This is a genomic window from Maribacter taeanensis, from assembly GCF_047345145.1.
Lineage (GTDB): Bacteria > Bacteroidota > Bacteroidia > Flavobacteriales > Flavobacteriaceae > Maribacter_C.
In genome coordinates this window covers 132,513-157,253 of the sequence record NZ_JBLFER010000001.1, presented here as the reverse complement: position 1 = coordinate 157,253, position 24,741 = coordinate 132,513, and the positions used below count along the sequence as shown (strand labels likewise).

The following is a 24,741-nucleotide window of genomic DNA, read 5'->3' as shown; positions in this document are numbered from 1 at the left end:
ATTAAACGAAATAAAATCATGAAGAAATATTTTATAGCACTTGTACTAATAGTCGCCTCAACTGGGGCGGCAATTGCCCAGCAAGATGCGCAGTATACCCAATACATGTACAATACACTTGCCATAAACTCCGCTTATGCAGGCAATCGCGGAGTTCTAAGTATGGCGGGACTCTACCGTACGCAATGGGTGGGGCTTGAAGGAGCGCCAAAAACGCAAACTTTCAACATTCACTCCCCCGTTGGTAAAAGAGTAGGATTAGGTTTATCAGTGGTAAATGACGAAATTGGAAACGGAACAAGTCAGCAGACCTACTTTGATATAGCCGCCTCGTATACCGTTCCAGTATCTGACGAAGCGCAACTATCCTTCGGTATTAAGGCTGGCGGTCATCTTCTAAACTTAGATTTCACAAGACTTCAAGGTTTTACGGATGAACAAGGTGCTGGCGGGATTCCAAATATTGACAATAAATTCTCTCCAAATTTCGGGGCTGGTCTCTATTACCATACTGAGCATTTTTACTTCGGAGCTTCAATACCCAATTTTTTAGAAACCGAGCATTTCGATAACACCAGTGCCGCGAGCTCGTTCTTGGCAACGGAGCGTATCAATCTCTATTTCATTACGGGGTATGTTTTTGACTTGAACCCGAACTTGAAATTAAAACCTGCTTTATTGTTCAAGGCAGTCCGGGGTGCGCCACTTCAAGCGGACTTTTCCGCGAACTTCCTGATCAATGAAAAGTTCATTCTAGGTGGCGCTTACCGCTGGGATGCCGCGCTTAGTGCCATGGCAGGTTTTCAAATCACTGATGGTTTACTACTAGGACTTGGTTACGATAGAGAAATTACTGAACTAGGTAATACGGCCTTTAACGATGGTTCATTTGAAATATTCTTACGCTATGAACTATTCAATAAACGAAACAGAGTAATAACACCAAGGTTCTTTTAACAAATTCAACACAATGAGAAATAAAATAATACGTCTGTGCCTTGTCTCAGTAATCGCTTTGTTTTCAGCAAATGCACAAGACAGAAAAATAGCAAAAGCAAATAAGAGCTTCGCTGATTATAATTACTATAAAGCAATTAGTCAATATGAAGCGCTAGTTGAAAATGGAAATACTTCTCCTGAAATATATCAAAATCTGGGTGACGCCTATTACTTCAATGCAAGTTATGAAGAAGCGGCAAAATGGTATGAAATGTTGGCAAACCAAGGTTCAGATGCCATTGACAAAGAGCATATGTATCGTTATGCAGTAAGTCTCAGAACCATCAAAAAATATGATGAGTCAGACCAGTGGATTGCAAGGTTAAATTCAGCAAAGCAAGGAGATCAGCGCGGCAGAAACTTTTCAAGCAACAGAGATTATCTAAAAAAAATAGATGAGCGTTCTGGTGGTTATACTATTGATAGTCTCGATATAAACTCGCCGGAGTCTGATTTTTCTCCTTCCTTTCATAACGAAAATATTGTATTCTCAACAGCGAGAGATACCAGTATCACTTCAAAAAATGTACATAACTGGAACAAAAAAGAGTTCTTGAATTTATACACAGCAACGCCATCTGGCGACAACGACTTTACAAATGTTGGTCCGTTTTCGGGAAAATTAAATTCTAAACTCCACGAATCATCTACGGCATTTACAAAAGATGGTAAAACGGTGTATTTCACCAGAAACAATGGAATAAACGGGAAATTCAGAAGAGATGATGATGGGGTAAGTAGGTTACAGATCTACAGAGCTACACTCAAAAATGGCAAATGGGGGAATCTCGAATCAATGCCATTTAACGCAGACGACCATTCTGTTGCCCATCCTACCCTTAATAAGGCCGAGGACAAGTTATATTTCTCCTCCGATATGCCGGGAACGATGGGGCAGTCCGATATTTGGGTAGCCGAGATCCGTAAGAACGGTTCTTTGGGAACACCTGTGAATTTAGGTCCCAAGATCAATTCTGAAAGCAAGGAGACTTTTCCTTTTATTACGGAAGATGACATTCTTTATTTTGCATCTGATGGTCACCCAGGACTTGGGGGTATGGACATCTTTGCTACTGATGTTAAGAATCTAGAGAATAGCACTATTGTTAATCTCGGGGAGCCCATTAATAGTATCTATGACGACTTTTCACTTATCATAAACAACGATACTAGACAAGGTTACTTTGCTTCCAACAGAATCAATGGTCGCGGGAGTGATGATATTTACTCTTTTCTTGAGTTAAGACCTCTTGACTTCGAATGCTTGAAGGATATAGCAGGTATTGTCAAGGATAAGAAAACAGGGGCTATGCTTTCTAACACTAACATAGTCGTTTACAATGACAAGGGCCAAAAAATCTCTAAAACCCTTTCTAAAAACGATGGAACTTTTACCTTAAAAGGAAAGTGCAACGAAGGAAATTATCAAGTTGTTGGTGAGAAAGCGACCTATGAAAAAGGCATGGCGAATTTTGAAAATAAAAATGGATCGCCTGTTGAGCGCATTGAACTATTATTATCTCAGATAGAAGAAGCACCAACAGGTACTGATCTAGCCAAGTATCTAAAACTTGAGCCTATCTACTTCGATTTTGACAAATCATTTATACGTGCGGATGCTAGGGTTATTTTAGAGAAAGTACTCGCTTATATGAGACGGTATCCTAGTGCAAAAGTAGATGTGCGCTCACACACGGATAGTCGAGCAAATGACAATTACAACATAGCGCTATCTGACCGAAGAGCAAAATCCACTATCGCATATCTAGTAGCTCAAGGCATTGATAAATCTCGAATTACAGGTGATGGATATGGAGAAACCCAACTCACAAACGACTGTGGTAATGGCGTTCCTTGTTCTAAAGAAAAACATCAACTAAACCGAAGATCTGAATTTATAGTAGTTGATTAAATACAGATGATATGAACTTAAATAAAAGAGGGCTTTAGGCCCTCTTTTTATGTTTTAGAATGTATAGCTCAATTTCAACAAACTCCCTCTAGGTAAAACGGGAACCACAACAAAACTTGAATCTGGGTTCGCTTGAATAAAATCAGATGTAGTGCCGTTGGCATTAGCACCAAAACTATTTGCTCCAAAGAAATTTGCTAAGCCTTCTGAATTGAAAAGGTTTGTAACTACCAAATTTGCAGATAGGTTTTTACTAATGGAATATCCTAGGCCTAAATTAAAAATACTATATGAAGGTAATTGGAATGCATTTGCGATATTTCCTTCACGCTCTCCCATAAACTGCCATCTTAAAAAGGCATCAAATTTATTTTTCTGATATTCTGTACCAAGATTAAACATCACTTTTGGGTTAAAAGGAAGGACATTATCAGAATAGTCAACAACAGAATCATCCTCCGTCTCGACAGAGCCACCCGCATCATAGATGGTCCAGTCCGTAGCAATCGGATTTTGCAATGTTCCGTTGAAAGCTAGTTTTAGATTTGATGTCAATGAGTATACACTCTCCCACTCCAGCCCAATAGTCCGTGAACCATTAAATTGTATAGGCGTATAAAACACAGTACCCGAACCTTCATCGAATTCGAAATTATTTACTCCAATATTTCTTAGCTGACTCCAAAAAGCGGTTGTAGTAAATGAGAAATTGGAAAGGTTCCATTTCAAACCCATTTCAAGTTGATTAATCTTTTGGACTTCGCCTTTTTGGTTAATAGGAACATTTGAAAAATTATTATAGTAATAATCCAACTCAGGTGCCTTATTTCCCCCAGAAAATCGAGCAAAAAGTGCAGCGTCATCCTGAAATTTATAATTCAATCCTATAGAATGTGATAGATATGCGTAGTTATAATCAAACTCATCTCGTTCTCCGGTAGGCACAAAAATGCTACTATCATACAAAGTACTGGTGTCTCCATCTACTCCGCCTGAGCCATCGAAAGGTGAGAAACGATCTTTGCTACCTTTATGTTGTATCGTTTCGTAACGAAGTCCTAGATCTAAATGAAATTTCTCCGCAATTTTCCAGCGGTCATTCACAAAAGCGGCAATTTGGCTTACCTCTACGCGGGAATTCACAAAGAAAAGTCCTCCATAATTGCTAACTCCATTCTCATCAGAAAGACTAAGAACCGGTTCACCTGGGTTTTCAACCGTAACACTTAACATTCTTGGATTTGGTTCATAGGTAACATAGCCAAAACTACCTTGTGTAAATAGAGAAGAATTTGAAAAACCACCTGCCAGACCAAAATTTAAATCGTGGTTCTCGGCTCGTTTACGAAAGGTCAATTGGTCCATCCACTCTTTCGCTGAATTGTCATTGTACCATGCAGCAGTCCCCATTATACCATCATTTGGTAATCTACCACTCCCAATGTATTCGAAACTAGGTGCTTGACCTTGAAAAATTCCCAAGGAACCAAAATTATTTACTTGTGCTATCTCACTGCCCGTTTTAGCATCACGAAAAACTAAGTTTCCGAAAGCGGAAAAATCACCGCCAAATAAAATTCCAAAATCTCGGCTTAATCCTGAAACCAGAAAGTCATCTAAGGAAACAAAGTTATTACTGATGGAAGTCTGCCAATTAGCTGCCTTTCTCGAGAATTTCAAGTTATTACGAACGGACCACCCATTTCCCAAATCTTGCAGCAAATCAACTCCGAAAGCACGGTCTTGTGCATGTACACCTTGTGAAGGATCAAAATCATTTGTAGCACCTTCAGCCAATCGACGACCATCTGGTATGGGTGTATTAAAAGAAGGCATCATTAAAGCCGTGGTATTAAAATCTTGTCCAAAAGCAGCTTGGGGGTCATTCCAATTGGTTGCGGCTACACCTGTCCATCTATTTGTGAAATCATCTAATATTTTTCCGTAGAACTTAAAATAACCTTTATCATTAATTTTCGTCAAATTGAATTTTGCTTGTCCGCCTTTACTAAAGGTGAAATCTGTGTTACGAGCCCCATCATCGCGACGATAATGTCCACCGGCAGAATAGAACCAATTGTTTCCTAAAGGGCCACTAAAAACAACATCTGCACGATAGTATGGATTACTTTCACCTTGCAAGCCGCCTTGAACTTGTGCTTTTCCTTCGAAATCTTTGCTTATTCCTTTTGATATGAAATTATAAATTCCACCAGGAGCATTTAAAGCTGTTATTGCCGCACTTCCGCCTCGTATACCCTCTACTTTTTCTGTTGTTAAATCCAAGCGATGAAAAAGTTCTGGAGTATAGTAAGAATGTTGCACAAGACTAACTGGTAATCCATCTTCCTGCAAAGAAACATAGTACCACCCTAAATCATCTTCAGCCGAGGCCGAAATACCACGTGAATATACTTTAGTAAATACCTCACCTGCAGACGGATCAGTAAATGTTCCGGGAATGGCTTGTAAAACATCAGCTGTTCCTCTAGAAAAAGTTCGTTGTAAAGCTGCCGAACCTAATGTTGTTACCGCGGTACTAGATTCCAATTGCACTCTTGGATCAAAGTTTCCAGTTACTACTACGTTTTGAAGGTTCAACAGATCTGCTTCCAGTTCAAAAGTCAAAGAAATATTTTCGGCACCTATACTTATTGTATCACTATAGGTTTTGAATCCTAAATAACTAATCCTAAGGCTATAATCTCCAGAATCAATATTACTCAATTTGAAATTTCCATCCCTATCGGTACTGGTAAATTGGTTTGATGGTTCCAAACTAATAGTTGCTCCAGCGAGTGGTTTTCCTGAAGTGTCATTCACCAAACCGTTGACCTCAACTTGCCCAAAAACAGTAGCCGAAAGTGTAAAAAATAAAACTAAAAATAAAGGAAAAGTAACTTTACTCATATGGATTTTTCTTATAAGTTGGCAAAGATAAACAGTAATTGCATCCTATGTTCTCGCAACAATCAGTTTTTCTGATTTATCTTCTTAAACTATCAAACGGTAATTACATCTTTTATTTTATCTAGAGGGAAGAAATTTAAGGCGCAAAAGGATGGCTCATCCTTGACTTATTGACACGGCTACTTGGAAATACAAAACTGCAATTAGGAAATATAATATCCCGGGGAGAAAAAAATTAGCTTTTTCTGAGTTCCTTCTTCAAGATTTTACCTGTTGCACTCATTGGAAGTGTATCGGTAATTTCAATAATTCTAGGGTATTTATAGGCTGCTATATTTGCTTTCGTGTATTCTGTCAAATCCTCTTCTGTGGCGGTTTGCCCTTCATTCAATACAATAAAAGCTTTAATTTCTTCACCCATTTTCATATCTGGAACTCCAATAACGGCAGCCATAGAGACCGCGGGATGCTTCATCATAACCTCTTCAACTTCTCTAGGGTATACATTAAGTCCACCGCGTATGATCATATCTTTGGTACGATCAACAATGAAATAAAACCCATCTTCATCTTTTACAGCGATATCTCCAGAATGCAACCAACCATTTTTAATCGTTTTTGCTGTAGCTTCAGGATTCTTATAATACCCTTTCATCACATTGTGACCCTTATATAAAAGTTCTCCTTTCTCACCAACTGGAACATTTTCTCCTGTTTCATCTACCAACTTCACTTGAACACCCCAAACTGGAGTACCCACAGAGCCTATTTTTCTACCTACATCTGATTGATTAAATGTCACCACAGGTGAGCCTTCAGACATTCCGAAGCCCTCTAAAATCGTGATATCAAAACGTTCTTCGAACTTCTCGAGCACTGGAACAGGTAAAGATGCGCCCCCTGAAACACAAGTCTTCAAATTCGTTTGTACATCTGAAATATCAAAATCATTGGTATCTAAGTAGCTGTTAAGTCCCCAGTACATTGTTGGTACACCTGCGAATATGGTCACTTTGTGTTTGTTCATCAAATTTAAAACTGTCTCCGCATCAAAACGAGGCAATAATATGGAAGTAGCACCTCTATAAAGTGCGGCGTTCATCATCACAGTCATTGCAAAAATGTGAAACAGCGGCAGCACAATCAAATGAACATCTTCTGAGCGGCAGTCAATCAAATCAGCACTTAGAACCGTATTGGCAAAAAGATTTGAATGTGTTAATTCGGCACCTTTAGGTCTTCCTGTTGTTCCTGATGTATAAATAATAACTGCTGTATCAGAAGATTTGGTTGCTACTGTATCAAAACTGGGAGATTGGCCTTGCATAAGACTTCCCAAAGTTTTAGTTCCTGCTATTGGTGAAGGCATCTCTGCTTTCGGCATAATCATCATAAAATGTTTGCAAGCATCAGCTTTTTGGAAACCCTCATAACCCATTTGTCCCATTGGTAAGTCTTCCGTGCCAACAAAACAGAAATACGCTTTTGCATCACTATTCTCTAAATGATATTGAATTTCATCAGATTTCAACAGAACGCTTAAAGGAACTACAATAGCACCAGCCTTTAAAATTCCGTTATAAATAATTGGGAAATACGGAAGATTAAAACAACTTATCGCCACTTTATCTCCTTGTTTAATTCCTAGGTCAACTAGACCATTTGCTACCTGATTCGCAGCTCCATTGATTTGAGCAAAACTAAGACTTGTATCCATAAAGGTATAAGCCGTCTTGTTGGCATACTTATGAGCGCTGTTTTCTAATAAGGTGGAGAGATTTAGCATAGGATGTTTATATCGTTTGAAAGAACACCCTACAATGTATCAAATCGATTGGTTCTTACCAAACGCTTGATTTAAATACTTTGACGCATCAAACCCTCTTGTGCTACGGAAGCTACCAAAATACCTTGTCGATCGAAGACACTTCCTCTGGCAAATCCTCGGGAGTTTGATGCACTTGGGCTATCCATACTGTAGAGCAACCATTTTCTAATATCAAAATCACGATGAAACCAAATAGCATGATCTAAACTAGCGTAGAAGGTTTTTCCTTTATTTAATTGCTCTCGATGCGGTAAAGTAGCAGTAGTCAATAAATTGTAATCAGAGGCGTAAGCCAGTAACTGATGCTGCATTCTTATATCAATCTCCGCCTTCTCAGATGTACGGAGCCAAGTATGGAAAAAAGGAGAGCCGTTTTTTGCCAATTGTGTGGTAAATTTTTCCACAGGCTTAAATTCAAATACTTTAGGTTGAATCGCCTTTAATCTTTGATAAGCACTCGGAAATGCATCTTTGATTTCTTCTAACTGTTCTAAACTTGTAGTCAATTTCTCAGGTGGAATCAAATTGGGCATTGGAATTTGATGATCGACTCCATCTGCTTTTACTTGAAAGGAAGCGGCCATATTAAAAATGGCTTTTCCGTTTTGTAGCGCCACTACTCTTCTGGTCGTAAAACTACCACCGTTACGAATAGTATCAACTTCATATCTGATTGGATACTTCAAATCACCACCCAAAATAAAGTACCCATGTAAAGAATGTGCTATTCTTTCTTCTGGAACGGTTTGGTAGGCAGCATGTAAAGCTTGACCTAATACTTGTCCGCCAAAGACCCTGCCCCAAGGGGCCTGGTAATTTTCACCCTCGAAAATGTTTTCATCTATTCTTTTAAGACTAAGGAGTTCAATTAAATCTTTTATAGATTCCATGGGAAATAGCTTTTGGGCACTAAAAGTAATGCTTTAAGGAAGAGATAAAAAAGTAATTGTGCCATTGATTAGCCTTGTTCGCCAAAAAAGATTTTTTGGGCACTTGATGATTGAAATACCCTTTATTTCATTACCCGCTCACTACATACTCATTGGCATTTTTAAAACTAGTCAAGTACCTATTTTGAAAAATCTGATTCTGCTTTGATATGAGCTTCCAAATCTGCTTCGCTATCGAATCTATCCGCTATTTTCTTTGCTGGATTTCCTCCAAAAATAGTATAGGCCTCTGTATCTTTTGTAACAACCGATCCTGCTGCTATAATGCAGCCTTTTTTTAAGGTAACACCACTCATTATTATGGAGCCATAACCAATCCAAACATCGTCTTCAATAATCGTTCGCTGATTAAGCCCTTTCCAATCATAATCCTCATCTCTGATTTTAGGAGCGAGTCTCATCGGAACACCTGTTTTTTGATAATTATGATCATACTTGCCGACAAGACCTACCTTGTTACCAATCATGACATTATCACCGATAATACAATCTGTCTCGATCTGTGAGTCCCTTCCCATATAGAAATTGTCGCCAATTTTCAATTCATCTCGTGCCCACATATATACGCTTAAACCCACATAAAAATTCTTCCCAAATTTGTAGTTACGCCACTTTATATTGCGCAAATACCAGATTCTAATTTTCTTGATAAGAGGTTTCATGATTAGCATATTAGGTAGGTGAAAGGGTTTAGACTTAGCATTTTAAAAAACATCTGCCGATAATTCCTTTTTTTAGAATACATAAATAAATTAAAGTGATGTGGGTGCTAAAATCTTTGTTTCTTGGGAAAAATTATATGAAATTGAAACTCCAAATAAGTTTGAACAAGAGGTGAAAGTCAATTTTGGTGCTCTGGAGTAAACCAGATATATATGATGTTGTTTCATTTTTTACAATTGTTTGAACCAAATCATGGCACGAGTAAGTTATTTGACATAAAAAAATCTTGTTTTCGTTTTAGAAATCTAAATAGGTATTATTTTTTTATAAATATTAGCTTTTAATTCGAAGTTGCCATTCTCTTTAAGATTCCTTTGGAAAGCAAATAAAGAAACTTGGTGTTGTTCACAGAATATCTCCAAAATAATCTTCTAGGTTCTTGAAGCAGCCTAAAAAACCACTCTAGAAATAGTTTTTGCATCCAAACTGGTGCACGAGCATATTCTCCGGCATGAATGTCAAAGGCTCCTCCCACTCCCAATGCAAAAGACACAGATTTTAGTTGATGCTTGTTTCTTTCAATAAATTCTTCCTTCTTAGGAGACGACATGCCCAAAAACAATAAATCAGGTGAACAACTATTGATTTTTTCAACCACATCATCTTCCTCATCGGGCTTCCAATACCCATTGCGGTAACCTGATATTTTCAATCCTTTATAAGTCGTACGATAATGGTCAATCGCCTTTTCAAGAATCTTATCTTTCGTTCCTAAAAAAAAGACGCCGTAGTTCTTTTCGACGGCTAGATTGAGTAAGTTTTCAAATACATCTGTTGCACCAACACGCTCTGGCAATGGAGTTCTCAGCAGGTTAGAGGCAAAAATTACAGACATTCCGTCAGCAAATAGAATATCTGACTTTTGCATTATCTCTTTGAATACAGGACTCTCATTAATTTTCACAAGCTGATCTGCATTGATACCTCCACCTGAGTGGAATTCACCCACCTTAATGAAATCTTCGACCATGCCTATAACTTCGGTCATTTTTACCTTAGCAATATTGCAGTTCAGAATATTAACCGTATCCATGCCTCAAATCATTTAAAACAAAATAACAAAATAATTATAGGAAATAGATTCCATTATATGTGAAAGGATGAAATAATCGTTCACAGACAGAATTTTCCTAACAGTTACCTTATTTACTGCTGACACTTACACTTTGATAGTACCGAAAACCGTAATATCTATTAATTTGGAATTGCAGTAAACGCATAATGAATTAAAGTAAGAAAAAACATACTGAACCCCACTAGTAAACCGATCCTTTCTTAACTTAATTTTTTCTATCCAAGAACAAAGGTTCAGTTCGTTTTCTAGGAACTATCAGTCCGTTTCGACGAATAGTCGACTATTAGTGGGGTTCTATCTGGGTCTTTAGGTTAACAATTGAACATACTTGCTTCAATTATTTTCTGCGTACTCTTTGTACCTGAGATTAATCATTCCTGCAAAGCCACCGCATGCTTCACTGATTTTAGTCAATCCTAAATATTTGTGTTTATGAGAAAAAGGTAGAAACGCAAGACTACAAATTCCGAATATTAAATACAGTATACTTATGAAGAATTTACGGATAAGCATCACATACGATTTCTTTAGCTTAAGAATATAAGTAAAGGTAGATGCCGATCTATAAATTCTGCGCATTAGCCATTTTAGAGTAGCTCGTTTTTCAGGAATTGTTTCATAAACAATCGCATCGTGGGACCAGAAAATACGGGCACCTTTCTCAAGTGCTTGTACGCCAAAAAAAGTATCTTCTCCACCGGTTTGATCAAATCTGGAATCGAAACGGAGATTATGGTCATCCAGGAATTTTGATTTAATCAAAAGGTTGTTTGATTCAACAAGTTCCATTTGCGTATTGGTTTCAAAATTTTCTACATGAAACCAACGTGAAATATAATCAGGTACTTCTTTTTCAAAAACAGGCAAATTAGGGCCTTGAACTATATCAGCATTCGTATTAATCATGGTTTTAACAAGTTCGTTTAACCAATTTTCTGTGACATACTCGTCATCATCAACAAATGCAATATATTCTGGATTAAATTTCAGAGACTGTTTCAAAATCTCATTTCTTACGTGGGTAAGCCCTTTTTTGGGGTAATTGAAATAGTGAATTGTAAAAGGGAGAATGCAGTTGCTTTTAAGAGCATCTATTACAAACTCCGCCGTTCGCTCTGAATCATTATCAACTACGACAATGTTTATCGCATCAATCAGATCGTGGTTTATTTGACTCGCATAAATACTGAGAATCAATTTCTCAAGCATTTCTGGTCTCTTGTAAGTTGGTATACCTATAACCACTTGATTCATATTACCTCACTAGTACAAAGATTACTCATTACATCGAAATTTTATTCTTCATATACTAAGTTCATTTCATATCATCTGAAAATGATAAAAAATCAAAATTAACACCTTTATGATTATAGTTTCTTTATGGTAAAAACGGAAGTTTGTGGTCCAGCAAATTCCAGTGTTTCTTCAACATTGGTCAACAGTTTAATTCGTATCAAATCATCTTTTTGAAGATTTAAAACGTCGCTAATATGAATGCTTGAAAATGCATTGGACTCGGTTGAACCACTATTTGCTGCTACATTAATGGCACCTACTTCCGAACCATTTACCGTAATTCTGGCCCGAGTATTGCCTGGACTTCCATCTGCTTTTACGTTTCCTACCAAGGAAATGGTTGCTGCGATATCGTACCTTCCATCTGATTTGATTGTTAAAATATTTGAATTCACCTCGTAGAATTCGGTAGTTCCATCGTTATAATCTTCATCATCAAATATGGGTATATTGGATACGCCACCACTTAATGAAAGTGGTTCCGTGGCATTTGTCCAGCGGCCACCACCAGTAACTACAGGCTGTGCATTAGCGGACTTACGAAAGTTACCTGCGCCATCAACAGTCACAAAAGTATCTCCGACCTGCGAAGGAGGTAAGTCAGTAACACGCATAGTACCGACAACATGCAAGGTTGATTGAGGGGCTTGCGTATTAATCCCTATTCTTCCAAAATCGGGCCCTCCGGGGTTTCTTGCATTTTCAATAAAAAACCTTGTACCAAAGCCGGCTTCATCAAATCTTAAACCACCACGAACACTTTCCGTTTGCTGAAATAGATTAACAATCCATTTTAATTCTCCATTATTTCGTTGTAGACCAAAAAGTTCGTTTTCTTTGGCACGAATCAATAAGGGCATATCGTTAAAGCCGGTAGTAAGAGGTAGTGCGTCATTCAAATTTAAACCCCCATTAGTCAATTTCATATTTGAGCTTCCACCAACTGTGAAACCTAACTCATCATCGGCAGCCCTGAAAATGCCAGTATCGGGGTCCGCTGAAAATCGGTATGATGGTTCTGTCACGCTACCGTCTGAGATACCGATGGAGCCATTTAATGTGAGTCTGTCGGTGAGATTTGTGTTTGTTCCTAATCCTAGGCGCGAATTTGCATTATCCCAGAAAAATTGACCATTGCTTTCAGCCAAGCCGTTATTATCATCCGCAAAAAAGACAGAACCTTGTTCACTAGTTCCGCTAAAAGAAATAGTAACTGTTTCATTTGCTTCATTGGTGTAGGTGTATGTTCCATTCCCATTTTCGGTAATACTTGTAATAGTTTCCGGTTTCGCAGTTATGGTAAATTCAGGATTTGTGCCATCATTTACCGTATAGGTGTCGTCTCCGTTATCTACAATTGACAATGAAGATGAACTTATTGTTGTTTCTCCATTAGCCTCATCGAAATAGGTAAAGCTTCCATCTCCATTCTCAACAATTCTAGTAACAGTTTCCGGTTTCGCAGTTATGATAAATTCAGGATTTGTACCATCATTTACAGTATAGGTATCGTCTCCGTTATCTACAATGGATAAAGAAGATGAAGTTATTGTTGTTTCTCCATTAGCCTCATCGAAATAGGTAAAGCTTCCATCTCCATTCTCAACAATTCTGGTAACAGTTTCCGGTTTCGCAGTTATGATAAATTCAGGATTTGTACCATCATTCACTGTATAGGTATCATCTCCATTATCTACAATGGATAAAGAAGATGAAGTTATTGTTGTTTCTCCATTAGCCTCATCGAAATAGGTAAAGCTTCCATCTCCATTCTCAACAATTCTGGTAATAGTTTCTGGTTTCGCAGTTATGATAAATTCAGGATTTGTACCATCATTCACTGTATAGGTATCGTCTCCATTATCTACAATGGATAAAGAAGATGAAGTTATTGTTGTTTCTCCATTAGCCTCATCGAAATAGGTAAAGCTTCCATCTCCATTCTCAACAATTCTAGTAATAGTTTCCGGTTTCGCAGTTATGATAAATTCAGGATTTGTACCATCATTTACGGTATAGGTATCATCTCCGTTATCTACAATGGATAAAGAACCATTGCCTGACCCATTGGCAATTTCAAATTCAACATTGGCTTCATTGGTATATGTATACGATCCATCAGTATTTTGTACAATACTGGTCGCGGTTTCAGGATTAGCCGAAAGTGTAAATGCGGGAATAGTACCATCGTTGAAGGTGTAGGTATTATCTCCATTGTCAGTTATGGATAATGAACCTGTTCCTGTTCCAGAACCATTAGGTATTTCAAATTCTTCACCGGCTTCATTGGTATAGATGTATGTTCCATCGGCATTTTGGTTAATACTGGTAATGGTTTCCGTGTTGGTTGAAAACGTAAATTCAGGATTCGTACCATCATTAACCGTGTACGTATTGTCTCCATTATCGACTATTGAAAACCCGTTTCCATCTCTGCATAGATTTACCCAATTTGAACCGTTATAATAAAAAACACATTGCTCTTCCAGATTATAGATTACGGCACCTTGTAATGGAGTTATTGCTTGCATTTGAGCCGTAGTGATTCTAGATAGAACCATGGTCTTATCAGTACTTTCAAGTTCTAAAAGCGAGGCTGGATCAATATTTTCTGGATTATCGCCAATTTTTACCTGAGCGATAGAACTGGTAAGCGATAGAAGAAAAAGCAAAATAACTATACTCTGTTTACAAAACACAGTTAAAAAGGGGACTCTATTTTTCATTATTTATAACTTTAATAGTGTTCTAAACTATCTAATCTGTTGAAAATGAATATTTAATCTAATTTTGCTCAATTTGTACTCGTTCTTATTAAAACCGCCAACCCAGCAAAAACCCTACTTTAAATCATATTATTAAGTATACACAAAACGAATAAACCTAAATAATCAAATAGTGCTAGTGCAAAATTAGAGTCTCCACTTGAATCAATCTGTAAAAATAGATTTTTTGAAAGTAGAAATATGGGATTTTCGATAATCGCATTGATTAATCGTTAAGTCCTACTAAAAAAATGATAATATCCACTAGTATTAATACGATACTTTTTTAATTTTCGACGCCGTATCGGCCAATATTTTTTGGAAATCTTTGGTTACAGTTCGAATGTCATGTCTTTGAATTGCCACCTCCTTTGCTGTTTCTGCCAGCTTTCGTCGATAATTCTTGTCCAAAATCATTTTTTTCAACCCTTCAATTAATTTATTTTCTTCTTTATCAGTTACAATAGTTGCCCATTTGCTTTGATTAGCATAATCTACCAAAGCTGTTTCATGTGGTGCATAAATTATAATAGGTGTTCCACTTGCCATGTATTCAGAAGCTTTAGTCGGCATCGAATATTTGATGTAAGCCAAAGACTCAGGACTAAAATCATAGGGTAAAATTAAAAAATCTGGAGAGCCAAATTCATAAGGTAATTGCGAATAGGGCACAAAACTTTTATGTTTCACTACTGGATAATTTTTTATCCAAACTGGTGGAGCGAGCGACTGGATCACAAATTGCATATTCATTTGCATCTCCGCATTTATTATTGCTATAGCCTTAGCAATGGTTTTCAATGAATCATCAATACCTAGTCCGATACGACCCGCATACATCAATTTTGGTGAGCTACTCAACTCATATTCTTGTTTTTGTCCCTGCTGCCAGAATTCGAGGTCAATGGGATTATGAAAGGTTACAAAGTCAAAACCATATCTCTTTTTGTATGCGTCTGCCATGTAATCACAAATGCCCAGATGTGTATCTATTGACTTAAGTAAAGTCCTGAATTCTTTATCAATTTTATTTTTCCAATATGAACTAAAAAGACCCTTCACACCAATAAGCATTGGCCAATCATCCATCATATGAAAAACACTCGGCTTTTTTAGATAATTTAAAACCTCAATACAGAATAAAATACTTTCACGAGTAGAACATTGTACATAAACTACGTCTGGAGAATATTCATCAAGCCATGCTTTAAATTTAGGTGACAAGGTTGTTTTTGAAATTATTTGTGAAAGACTCGTATACTCCAAAAAGGGATTTAAGTATCTGTTTAGAAAGCCCACTCGGGTTTTGGATTTAGTGGCTTCTTCGACAACATTCTTTTTGGAAGTATCTGTAAATTTTATAGGACCACTTTTATACGTTCTACTTAAGATATTCAAAGGAAAAACCCAGTTTCGCTCATCATCACCCAGCTGATAATAGTTATTGCATATTGTTGGGTCAATATGAGGAGTTAACACATAGCCAAGGCACGCAACCGCCAATTTATCTTTATCCCAACCTGAGAAAAGATTTGATAAGGTAATTCCACCTCCAGTATCAGTAACAAATGGTTGATTAAGTATAAGTACTTTAGGTAATGACATAAAATTTTTAGTTACTAGAGCGTTTTACGAATATTTCTTTTTGACTTCTGCGTTTTGCTTTGTTCCAGATAAGTATTTTATTATAGTATTCTCTGAGCTCAAGCGAATGGTGTCCGAAAAGCAAATTCCAATTGAAATCCAAACCAACATATAGTTCAAGGTAAATGATGTTACAGTAGAAGGATAGAGTGAGACAAGCCAAAGTAAAATCCAAAAACCAGCAGCTTTTGAAAGCAAGTTTTTTGAAAAGAACAAACCTTTGATCATAGCTGGTATGGCAATCAATAACAATAACCCAAGACTAATCAAACCTCCCTTTAAAATGATGGTAAGATAATCGGTTTCAACACCATCTCTATATCCGGGATGCTCTTCTGAGGGATCAACATCTATGGGTGCAGCGACCAGACCACTCATGCCCCTACCAATAATCCAATCTCGTACCTGCATATCAGCATAATAATATTCCTCTACCCCAGTGCGCGTATCTTCATCTAAGCGTTCGGTAACTTTATTGACTATAACTGAATCTCCTGCGCCAAAAAGTGAATAGGCATAACCGGAGAACAATACGGTTAACAATGCACCAAAAAAGATGGTCAAAAATTGTTTTTTATTTTTTAGGATGTAAATAAATGAGGTGAAAATGAATACCGTACCAGACATAAACATTAATCCTCTTCTAGCCCTATAGGTTGCTGATAATACTACCAACAATATGACAAAGAATGCTATAAATCTGCGTTGTTTATTGTGGTATGGATAAGTCAATACAAGGAACCCCACTGGAAGACCTAATAATTTAACATAATATTCAAGCCTATCTCGCCCTAATTCGTATTTCAAATCAAGAAGATCAATTGAAGAATACAACATGAAAATACCGAAGAGCAAGGCGGCAAAAATCAGTGCTTTAAAGGTAGCTTTATAGAACAAGTGGGTTTTCGGAAAGAGTAAAAACAAAGGTGTAAAATATAGAAATAACCCACCAAATGGGTTGAAAAGTAAATCTTTGGTAAATTCATATTCTAATTTTAAACCTCTAAAAACAGTTACCCCCATCCAAAAAATATATAGCGTAAATATGATTTTGAGATATTTATCTTGAAAGGAATAGGATATCATCTGATAGCCAGAAGTGGCAAAAATCAATATACCCACCAATCTCAATACATCGCAGATGATATAAATTGGGTTTGGTAGTGTAGAAAGAGCAAAACCAAGCATATAAAGTAAAATACCGCCCCAAAAATAGTAGTACACCGGTTTCTGGTGAAAATCTGCACCTAGCACTCTAAATATTTCTTTAGGAGAATTTGCCATTTCAACCAATTACTTTATTTGATGCTATCTGCTTGTAAAGCTCTAAATGTTGTTTAACAATTACTTCTGTATCAAATTCTGGTAAGGCATCAACTTTGCTCAATTTTGTAAGACAGAATGAAATTCCCTCCGCTAGATCTAAACTGTCTCTGTATTTCGCTAGGTAGCCGTTCTTTTTATGATCTATCAATTCGGGTATACCGCCAGTTTCAAAAGCTACAACAGGTGTACCGCATCTTAAGGATTCTAGAATAACCAGACCAAATGTTTCTGCGAGAGAAGGGGCCACGAAAAGATCGACAGCGTTATAAACCAATGCGGCTGAATATTCATCACGCAAGCGACCCACGAAATGGCATTTAAAAGGTAAGGCCTTCTCTATTTCTTCATCATAATCGCTACCAAAGATAACTACATCAATATTTTCTGGTCTTTCTTTCTTTGCTACTAACTCTAAAGCTTCCCTTAAATAAGACCAACCTTTATAGGGGCTTTTTGGTGAAATAGCACCAAAACCTATTAAGGTGCCCGTACGTGGCAAGTTTAAAATTTGCCTAGCTGCTTTTTTATCCGAAGGCTTAAAAATTGTTGCGTCAACAAGATTAGGGATATGAAAAATTGGTTTCTCTTTTGTTAAAACTGAATTTTTGGCAAGTTCATAAAGCCAACGACTAGGCGAAACAAAGTTTAGATTATCGTATTTGCTATATAATTGATACTTTTTCTTTAGTTCTTTTGCAGGAAGTCCATTTGTTTTAGCATTTTCGAACATTTGACAACTACTGCAAGTTTCTGAAAACTTGGTGCACGTAAAACTATGATGACAACCACCTGTTATAGTCCACATATCGTGCATAAAAAAAATAATTGGCTTCCCTAATTTCATGAGTTCTTCAAGCCCTGAGAAGTTCAAGAATCCTGCAAGAACCCAATGCACATAAATGATATCAGCTTCAACAACAAATTGGTGTTTCGAAACATCATTGCCTAACACAGGATACGAGAACAAACCAAATTTCTCGATAACCTTTTTATTATGGCGATTGTGAAATTTACTATTCAATCTTGCAATGATCGAGGCCTTTAAATTTAGGTGGTCAAGATTAGCGTTTGCCCCAACATCTGAGGTTAAAGACAACATACTTGATTGCACACCACCTTTACCTAACGCTTGATGCAGGCGAAAAGCAGCATTACCTGAAGAAGGTAAATGTGTTTGTAAGTGGACTACTTTAACCATGTTTCTGAGTTTCTAAGACCGTATTCATGATTTGTTTTAATTTGGATTCGAAGTAGTTCAAAACAAAATATTGCCTGGCAAAATCATAAACCTTCTTACTAAATATTTGTAAATCATCAGCAGGTATTTCCGAAATCTTTGTGAGCTCCTTATCCAAATAAGAAATTTTAAAATCTTTAAGAAAAATAGCGTTTTCTTCTAATCGATTGAAACCCGAATCTTCCATTACAACTGGTATTAGACCATGGATCATTCCTGTAGTAATAGATGTCGAGCAAGCTTCTGAACATGAGGGCAATGCAATAAAGCTGCACTTCGCTACCACCTCAAGAAAAGCAGTACTCTGTATATTTAGATAGCCATGATTAATGATATTCCTTTTTTTACTAGGCTTTAAAAGTTTTTCATCCTCTTCTGATAGGCCCGCAATATGTAAAATAATATCCTCTCTATTCTCAAAGACATCTAACAATAAATCAAGCCCTTTATGCACTGCACCATATGAACCTAACCACAAGAAGTGTTTTCTTGCGGTATCGTGCTCTTTTGATTCAAACACGAAATTCGTATTCATCATACCCGTAGGAAATATGGCGAACAGATTTTCATACTCTTTTAAGTAAGGTTCAACTTCACTCATCGTGATAACAGCAGAGTATCGTTGATCAAAATAATGGGATTTATAGAAATTTCCACTTCTAACAATTCGTGCTTTTTTTCTATGACGTTCGTAGAAATAAGCGATACGCTTTTTCTCTTCGCGGTCTGCAAAGTCAGGGTGATGTTCTGTCATATAAATTATTGACATTGCATTTGGGTGCTTAAGCGTAAGTTGATAAAACACTTCTCCAAAACCAAAAATGAGATCATATTCCTTAGCTGCCACTATAGGAAGGGCATTTAAGTCATTACAATTTACAATATCGATTGTATAGTTAAGATCAGATAAAACTTTTACTATCGATAAAATTTCTAATGGTTGTGTTCGGCCAATATTTTGGTTGCCCCAATCAGCGATGTAACTGGTGGTTAAGTAGCTTATTATTGCTTTCTTTTGAGGTCTTGTTGCTGTAAAGTTGATGTTTTGAATAACTGGCATGTCTTCAACTCGCTCCGAATAGAACCGATCTCTAAAGGTATACCATAGCTTTTCTGTAAGCCTTTTTCTAAAACTATCGTTCTTCATTACTTTGTTTTCAATGCGTTTGTCATTAGCGAATCCAAATACCTTTTTTGCCTTTGTTAATGATCATATGATATTGAATAGGCGCCAAAATGAAAGCATTAAAATTGGCGATAACTGATGCTACAAATAGTGCATAAACACCCATTTCAAAATATTGAATAAAAAGCAAAGTTAACGCTATGTACAAAATAGGACTTATTATACTTGCCCAAAACTGTAGGCGAAGTGCACTTATGCCATTCAGGAAACTCACATACTTTGATCCAAAAATGGAAACCGTAAAAAATATAAGACCCCACAGCGATAATAAATAGTCAATTTGAACGGTATCCTTCCCTAGCCATAAATCATAGATGGAATCGGCGAAAAAGAGCATGATTATGCCAACTAGAACAAAGAAAATATTAAGTATGTTATATTTCTTCATACTTTCTTTTATCCAACCAATATCATTTTTTACATAAGCTTCAGTAGCAGCTGACCAAAATGGTGTTAGAAAAATAGTAAAACCCATACTTAACACTCCAAAGTATTTAAACACAATATTATAGTCAGTAACATCAGCCGGGCCAAAGTTTCTTGATATAATAATATTAGCGGATTCAAACTGTATTAATCCGGCGATTTGAATAATGAAGAACACAACCCCTAGATTAAATAGGCTCTTCGCATATGAGAATTTCACTTTAGAAATAGTCGGTCTAAATTCACGATATTTCCCTTTGAAAAAGAAAATATTTGCTCCTATGAGCGCCAAAAGTGGTGATACACAAAGCGCAAGACCTAAATAGACCAATGAGCCTTCGGTAGTTTTGACTAGTATAACTATGACTATCAAAGAAATGATTTGCCCAATTACATCAATTAGGGAAGCTTTAGCAGGCTCTTGATCTGCAGAAATAATGGTTGTAATGGTTCGTAGTACAAATTGCATACAGAAATAGGTGAAAACTATTAATGCGAGTTTTGAAACATCAGAACTATATTCTGGCGATAGTTTTAATAAATCAGACCAGTCTAAAAATGGATTGACTACTAAAAATAATAGCCAAATCGACACGAAAACAATAGCTAGTATTCCGTAAGTAGTACTTATATATATCTGAGCACTTTTAGTATCACCTTTCGCCCTTGCTTCGGCATATTTATTTCTCAAACCATGGGTTATACCAATATCAAAAAAACTGAACCAAGCTACAATCGAGCTAAGCGTAAGCCAAATACCATATCGAGAGGGGTTAACATAGTTGAGCGTAAGTGGCACTACAACTAAGCTTATAACAATACTAACCACCTTTATTACAAAGGAGAATAAAATATTTTTATTAGCCTTGACGGTTCGTTCGTGCCCTCCGAAAAAGGCATTTTTGATTTTTTGAATTAGTTTTTGAATCAAACTGATTGGGTATGTTTTTGGTCTTGTTAAAGGAAATTTCAGGTTGAATAGTATCTAGTAAATTCTTTTTCTATCCCATGTAATATCTTGTTTAATAACTTTTGCAGGTATTCCGGCAATTAGCACCCCCTGCTCTTCAAAACGTTTGGTTACCACAGATCTTGTAGCCACAATAGAATTGGTTGCTAAACCTGATCCTTTAAGTATTGAAGTATGAGCGCCTACCCATACATGATCGGCTATGACAACGTCTTGGGCGTGATTAATTCTCTTGTTACTTTTGGTATCGATAATCGAATGCGAATCACCTGTTCTAATATCAATGTCATTTGCGAACATGCAGTCGATGCCAATTGTAATTTTTGAATTTGGTTCTGTTACAGCAATATGCGTCTCCTCAAAGGTTGAATTTTCGCCAATATATAACTCACAAAAATCGTCCTCAATCCATAATTCTCCGCTACGATTAAACTTCACTTCTTTCGAAATAGTAATCTGATTATTGTTACCTCTAATAAATATGATAACATTATTTAAAAGGCTTTCGCTTTCAATGGTAATTTGATTTGAATTACCGACAACATCTATTTTGCAATTATTTAATCGTGCAGAAGTTTTAATTTTCAGGATGTTATTCTTTCCCTTTACGGATTTAGAATATGGTTTTTTAAAGAGTTTACCCTCTCGTATGTTTCTAATTGTTTTCAATAGAAAGGGGGACTGCTTTACAAAAGACTTTAATTGTTCTTTCATGATTATTTTATTCTTCCAACCACTACAATAAAGCGATAACTCTCAAGATTTCATTTACAATTTTGATGCTATTTCAGAACCATATTCTTCTTCATATAAATTTGTGTTATAACCGTAGCCATAATTATAATTACCCTTTACGAGTCCTCTTTGTTTTATTCCATTAAAAACAACAGACACATTTTTAAGATTCTTCAAAGTTTCAGAATCGTCTAAGTGTCTTAGAACCTTCAACGGTGTTTTGCCCTGAAGTATAACGTAAATCGTTTCATCACAATAATCTGCCAATAGTTTTACATCAGCAACAAGATTCACAGGAGCCGAATCAATAATCACGTAATCAAATTCATCAGAAAGTTCTTCAAAGAGAACATCTAATTTTCCATTCAAAAGAAGTTGCGTATGATCATCAACCCTATTTCCAACAGGAACTATAAATAAGTTTTTATTTCCATGAGAATTAGTCAAAATCTCCTTGTAGTCAGCTTGGTATGACAGATAATCTAAAACACCTTTATGTTTCAGAATTCCAAAGGACCTCGATGTTTGCGGCTTTAAAAAATCCATGTCAACCAGAGCAACTTTTTTACCTGATTGAGCGAGGCAATAGGCAAGATTTGTACCTACGAAACTTTTACCTTCACCTTCAATACTTGAAGTGATTAAAATTTTCTTTTTTGTAAAATTACGATCGTAAAGCCCCATTGAAGAACCAAGTTGCCTAAAATGATTTAGAAGCACGGCTTCATTTTGTTTGATTTCAGAGGTTTTTTTATTTGAAGAAAAAATAAAATTGATTCCAAGTTTATTAGTAATATAACTGAACGCACTAGAAGGTTTTTTGGACTCTTCGACATCATCTAAATGAGGTAATTCTAGTACCACAGGTGTATTGATAGAATTTTCAATTTCAGAGCGAAATAACACATTTCTGTTCATCATTTCTTTGAAAATGATATATCCCAAACCGATACCAAAACCTAAAATTAAGGCAACCAAATAAATTATTGAAGATTTCGGTGAAACAGGCCCCTCTGACGATTCTGCCAAATCAACAATTCTACCATCACCCCCATTAGGTGCATAACTCAGCGCGGTTTCTTCTCTTTTTTGTTGTAAAAAAGAATACAACTCGTTCTTAATTTCTTTGCCTCGTTCTATTTCAAGCAACGCCCGTTCTTTTTCTGGAATATTTTTAAGCGCTGAAGCGGATTGATTAGCATTAAAATTTAAACTACCTAAGCTTGCCCTAAGGTTGTTTTTTTGATTTCGTATATTCTCACGAATACTAGGTCTTATTTTATTGATTTCGTCAGCTACTGCTGTCAGAATCGGGTTGTTCTCCGCTGTGGTTTTACGCAGTTTTTCATATTCCATTTCTGAAGTATATAGTTTCTCCAATAATTGGGACAAAACACGGTCTTCAACCCCTAATGTGGCTGGCACAATACCTGCTTGATTTTTCTTGGAGATTACGTATTGATCTACTTTATTTAATACCGCTAGTTGCCTACTTATGCTAGCTATTTGACGATCATATTCACCCACATCATATAGATAAAGTTTTCCTTGTTCACTTAAGTCAACAACACCCTTTTCAGACCTAAAACGTTGAATCGAAGATTCAAGCTCATTGAGCTCTTTTTCAACTTTTTTCATACGATCATCAATAAAGGTAAGCGTATTTGATGCAAGATCATCTCGGTCTGAGATGGCTTTTTGATTGTAAGCTGCTATCAAATGATTTAGTATGTTTTCACCTCTCTGAGGTATTGGGTCTCGATAAGTAAGTCGAACTACCGTTGATAATTTATCGGTGGGACTAGCTTCTAAACCACTTAAAAGGCCGCGAGTCAGATTCTTTGGATGAACAAACGAGAAGTATAATGCTCTTTTAGCAGTTCTCGATCTATTCGCATTTAATTTAAATTTAGTCTCTCCAAAAACAGGTCCCTCAACCCACTCATCAATGGGATAAGACTTGTTTTTTATCTTAACTAAATTTTTGAGTGAATCATATTCAAAATAAAATTTTAATGATTTGCCACTCGCTGGTTCAACGATGTTTTCAGGATTTCTTAATTCAACAACTATAGGTGAAGTGGTATAGGCTTCTTTTGAGCCATATAATTTATCCTCATAAACAGGTGCATACAATTGTAAATTTTTCACCACTTGAGTCATAATAGTCCTTGACTTAATAATCTCAAGTTCGTTTTCTACTATTTTTTTTGAATCAAAGGGGTTCATTGCTTCCAATACTTTGGAATCATCTACTCCTTTATTTTCATCCTTAATAATAAGGGTGGCAGCCGCTTCATAAACCGGTGTAGTAGTTTTCAAGTATCCCCAAGCCCCAATAATACAAACAGGTATTAACAACGCAAACAAGGGCCAATAGGGTAAAAACATTGCCAAGAGCATACGTAAGATGTTCTCGTCAGCGCTTGATTTATTTACTTCGTCCATTTGGGGAATTTTAATTTTATTGATATAACCATGTTGCTAAAGAAATGCCTTTTAAAATTGTTCTGTATCTAGATCTTTAAAAACCATTGAATTATCGGTTTGGGGTTGATTCGCTTTACTAGCTATGATATCTTCTCCTTAAACTAAATTGAAAAATCGTATTCATGGTCATTATTGATAATCATATTGAATGGTGATAAATAGTTAAAGTAATAGGCAAAATTACATGATTGCTGGTTAGTTCCCTAAAAAAACCGTTGAACTTAGTATTTTAAGGTGTTTACGGTATCGATGTTGATGAAGGTTTACTT

16 protein-coding genes are annotated in these 24,741 nt (G+C 36.4%); 2 read left to right on the top strand and 14 right to left on the bottom strand.

The window, feature by feature from the left end; translation table 11 throughout:
* The first annotated feature begins 18 nt into the window (after positions 1-18).
* Both ACKWCD_RS00640 and ACKWCD_RS00635 read left to right on the top strand, forming a co-directional pair.
* Positions 19-957, top strand: a complete 939-nt coding sequence (locus ACKWCD_RS00640) for a PorP/SprF family type IX secretion system membrane protein (RefSeq protein WP_413981986.1) — start codon at positions 19-21, stop codon at positions 955-957.
* A 13-nt stretch (positions 958-970) separates the two neighbouring features.
* Positions 971-2,911: an OmpA family protein gene (locus tag ACKWCD_RS00635; RefSeq protein ID WP_413981985.1), complete on the top strand. Its 1,941-nt coding sequence runs from the start codon at positions 971-973 to the stop codon at positions 2,909-2,911.
* A gap of 54 nt (positions 2,912-2,965) precedes the next feature.
* On the opposite strand, the gene ACKWCD_RS00630 is transcribed toward ACKWCD_RS00635, so the two are convergent.
* The 14 genes from ACKWCD_RS00630 to ACKWCD_RS00565 all read right to left on the bottom strand — a co-directional run bounded on the left by ACKWCD_RS00630 (position 2,966) and on the right by ACKWCD_RS00565 (position 24,430).
* The gene (locus tag ACKWCD_RS00630; RefSeq protein ID WP_413981984.1) at positions 2,966-5,821 is read right to left on the bottom strand and encodes a TonB-dependent receptor domain-containing protein; all 2,856 of its coding nucleotides are present in this window, start codon (positions 5,819-5,821) and stop codon (positions 2,966-2,968) included.
* Between the two features lie 235 nt (positions 5,822-6,056).
* On the bottom strand, positions 6,057-7,607 hold the full coding sequence (locus tag ACKWCD_RS00625; protein ID WP_413981983.1) for a long-chain-fatty-acid--CoA ligase: 1,551 nt from the start codon (positions 7,605-7,607) through the stop codon (positions 6,057-6,059).
* Positions 7,608-7,678: 71 nt separating this feature from the next.
* Complete coding sequence (locus ACKWCD_RS00620; RefSeq protein WP_413981982.1) at positions 7,679-8,539, bottom strand: acyl-CoA thioesterase; 861 nt, start codon at positions 8,537-8,539, stop codon at positions 7,679-7,681.
* A gap of 179 nt (positions 8,540-8,718) precedes the next feature.
* Positions 8,719-9,261 (bottom strand): acyltransferase, encoded by a 543-nt coding sequence (locus ACKWCD_RS00615; RefSeq protein ID WP_413981981.1) that lies wholly within the window; start codon positions 9,259-9,261, stop codon positions 8,719-8,721.
* A gap of 341 nt (positions 9,262-9,602) precedes the next feature.
* Positions 9,603-10,355 (bottom strand): WecB/TagA/CpsF family glycosyltransferase, encoded by a 753-nt coding sequence (locus ACKWCD_RS00610; protein WP_413981980.1) that lies wholly within the window; start codon positions 10,353-10,355, stop codon positions 9,603-9,605.
* A 375-nt stretch (positions 10,356-10,730) separates the two neighbouring features.
* Positions 10,731-11,651, bottom strand: coding sequence for a glycosyltransferase family 2 protein (locus ACKWCD_RS00605; protein ID WP_413981979.1), 921 nt, complete (start codon positions 11,649-11,651; stop codon positions 10,731-10,733).
* Positions 11,652-11,764: 113 nt separating this feature from the next.
* Complete coding sequence (locus ACKWCD_RS00600; RefSeq protein ID WP_413981978.1) at positions 11,765-14,419, bottom strand: beta strand repeat-containing protein; 2,655 nt, start codon at positions 14,417-14,419, stop codon at positions 11,765-11,767.
* 309 nt (positions 14,420-14,728) lie between these two features.
* Positions 14,729-16,063: a glycosyltransferase family protein gene (locus tag ACKWCD_RS00595; RefSeq protein ID WP_413981977.1), complete on the bottom strand. Its 1,335-nt coding sequence runs from the start codon at positions 16,061-16,063 to the stop codon at positions 14,729-14,731.
* Between the two features lie 24 nt (positions 16,064-16,087).
* A complete protein-coding gene (locus ACKWCD_RS00590) occupies positions 16,088-17,386 on the bottom strand; it encodes a hypothetical protein (protein WP_413981976.1) in 1,299 nt (432 codons plus the stop codon).
* 1 nt (position 17,387) lies between these two features.
* Positions 17,388-18,626, bottom strand: a complete 1,239-nt coding sequence (locus ACKWCD_RS00585; RefSeq protein ID WP_413981975.1) for a glycosyltransferase — start codon at positions 18,624-18,626, stop codon at positions 17,388-17,390.
* Positions 18,619-19,812 carry a glycosyltransferase gene (locus ACKWCD_RS00580; protein ID WP_413981974.1) on the bottom strand — a complete coding sequence of 398 codons (1,194 nt, stop codon included), beginning with the start codon at positions 19,810-19,812 and terminating at the stop codon, positions 18,619-18,621. The genes ACKWCD_RS00585 and ACKWCD_RS00580 overlap by 8 nt, the downstream gene beginning before the upstream one ends.
* Positions 19,813-19,837: 25 nt before the next feature.
* Positions 19,838-21,208 (bottom strand): lipopolysaccharide biosynthesis protein, encoded by a 1,371-nt coding sequence (locus ACKWCD_RS00575; protein ID WP_413981973.1) that lies wholly within the window; start codon positions 21,206-21,208, stop codon positions 19,838-19,840.
* 54 nt (positions 21,209-21,262) lie between these two features.
* Positions 21,263-21,961, bottom strand: a complete 699-nt coding sequence (locus ACKWCD_RS00570; RefSeq protein WP_413981972.1) for an acyltransferase — start codon at positions 21,959-21,961, stop codon at positions 21,263-21,265.
* 54 nt (positions 21,962-22,015) lie between these two features.
* Positions 22,016-24,430: a GumC family protein gene (locus ACKWCD_RS00565; RefSeq protein WP_413981971.1), complete on the bottom strand. Its 2,415-nt coding sequence runs from the start codon at positions 24,428-24,430 to the stop codon at positions 22,016-22,018.
* Between the last annotated feature and the right edge of the window lie 311 nt (positions 24,431-24,741).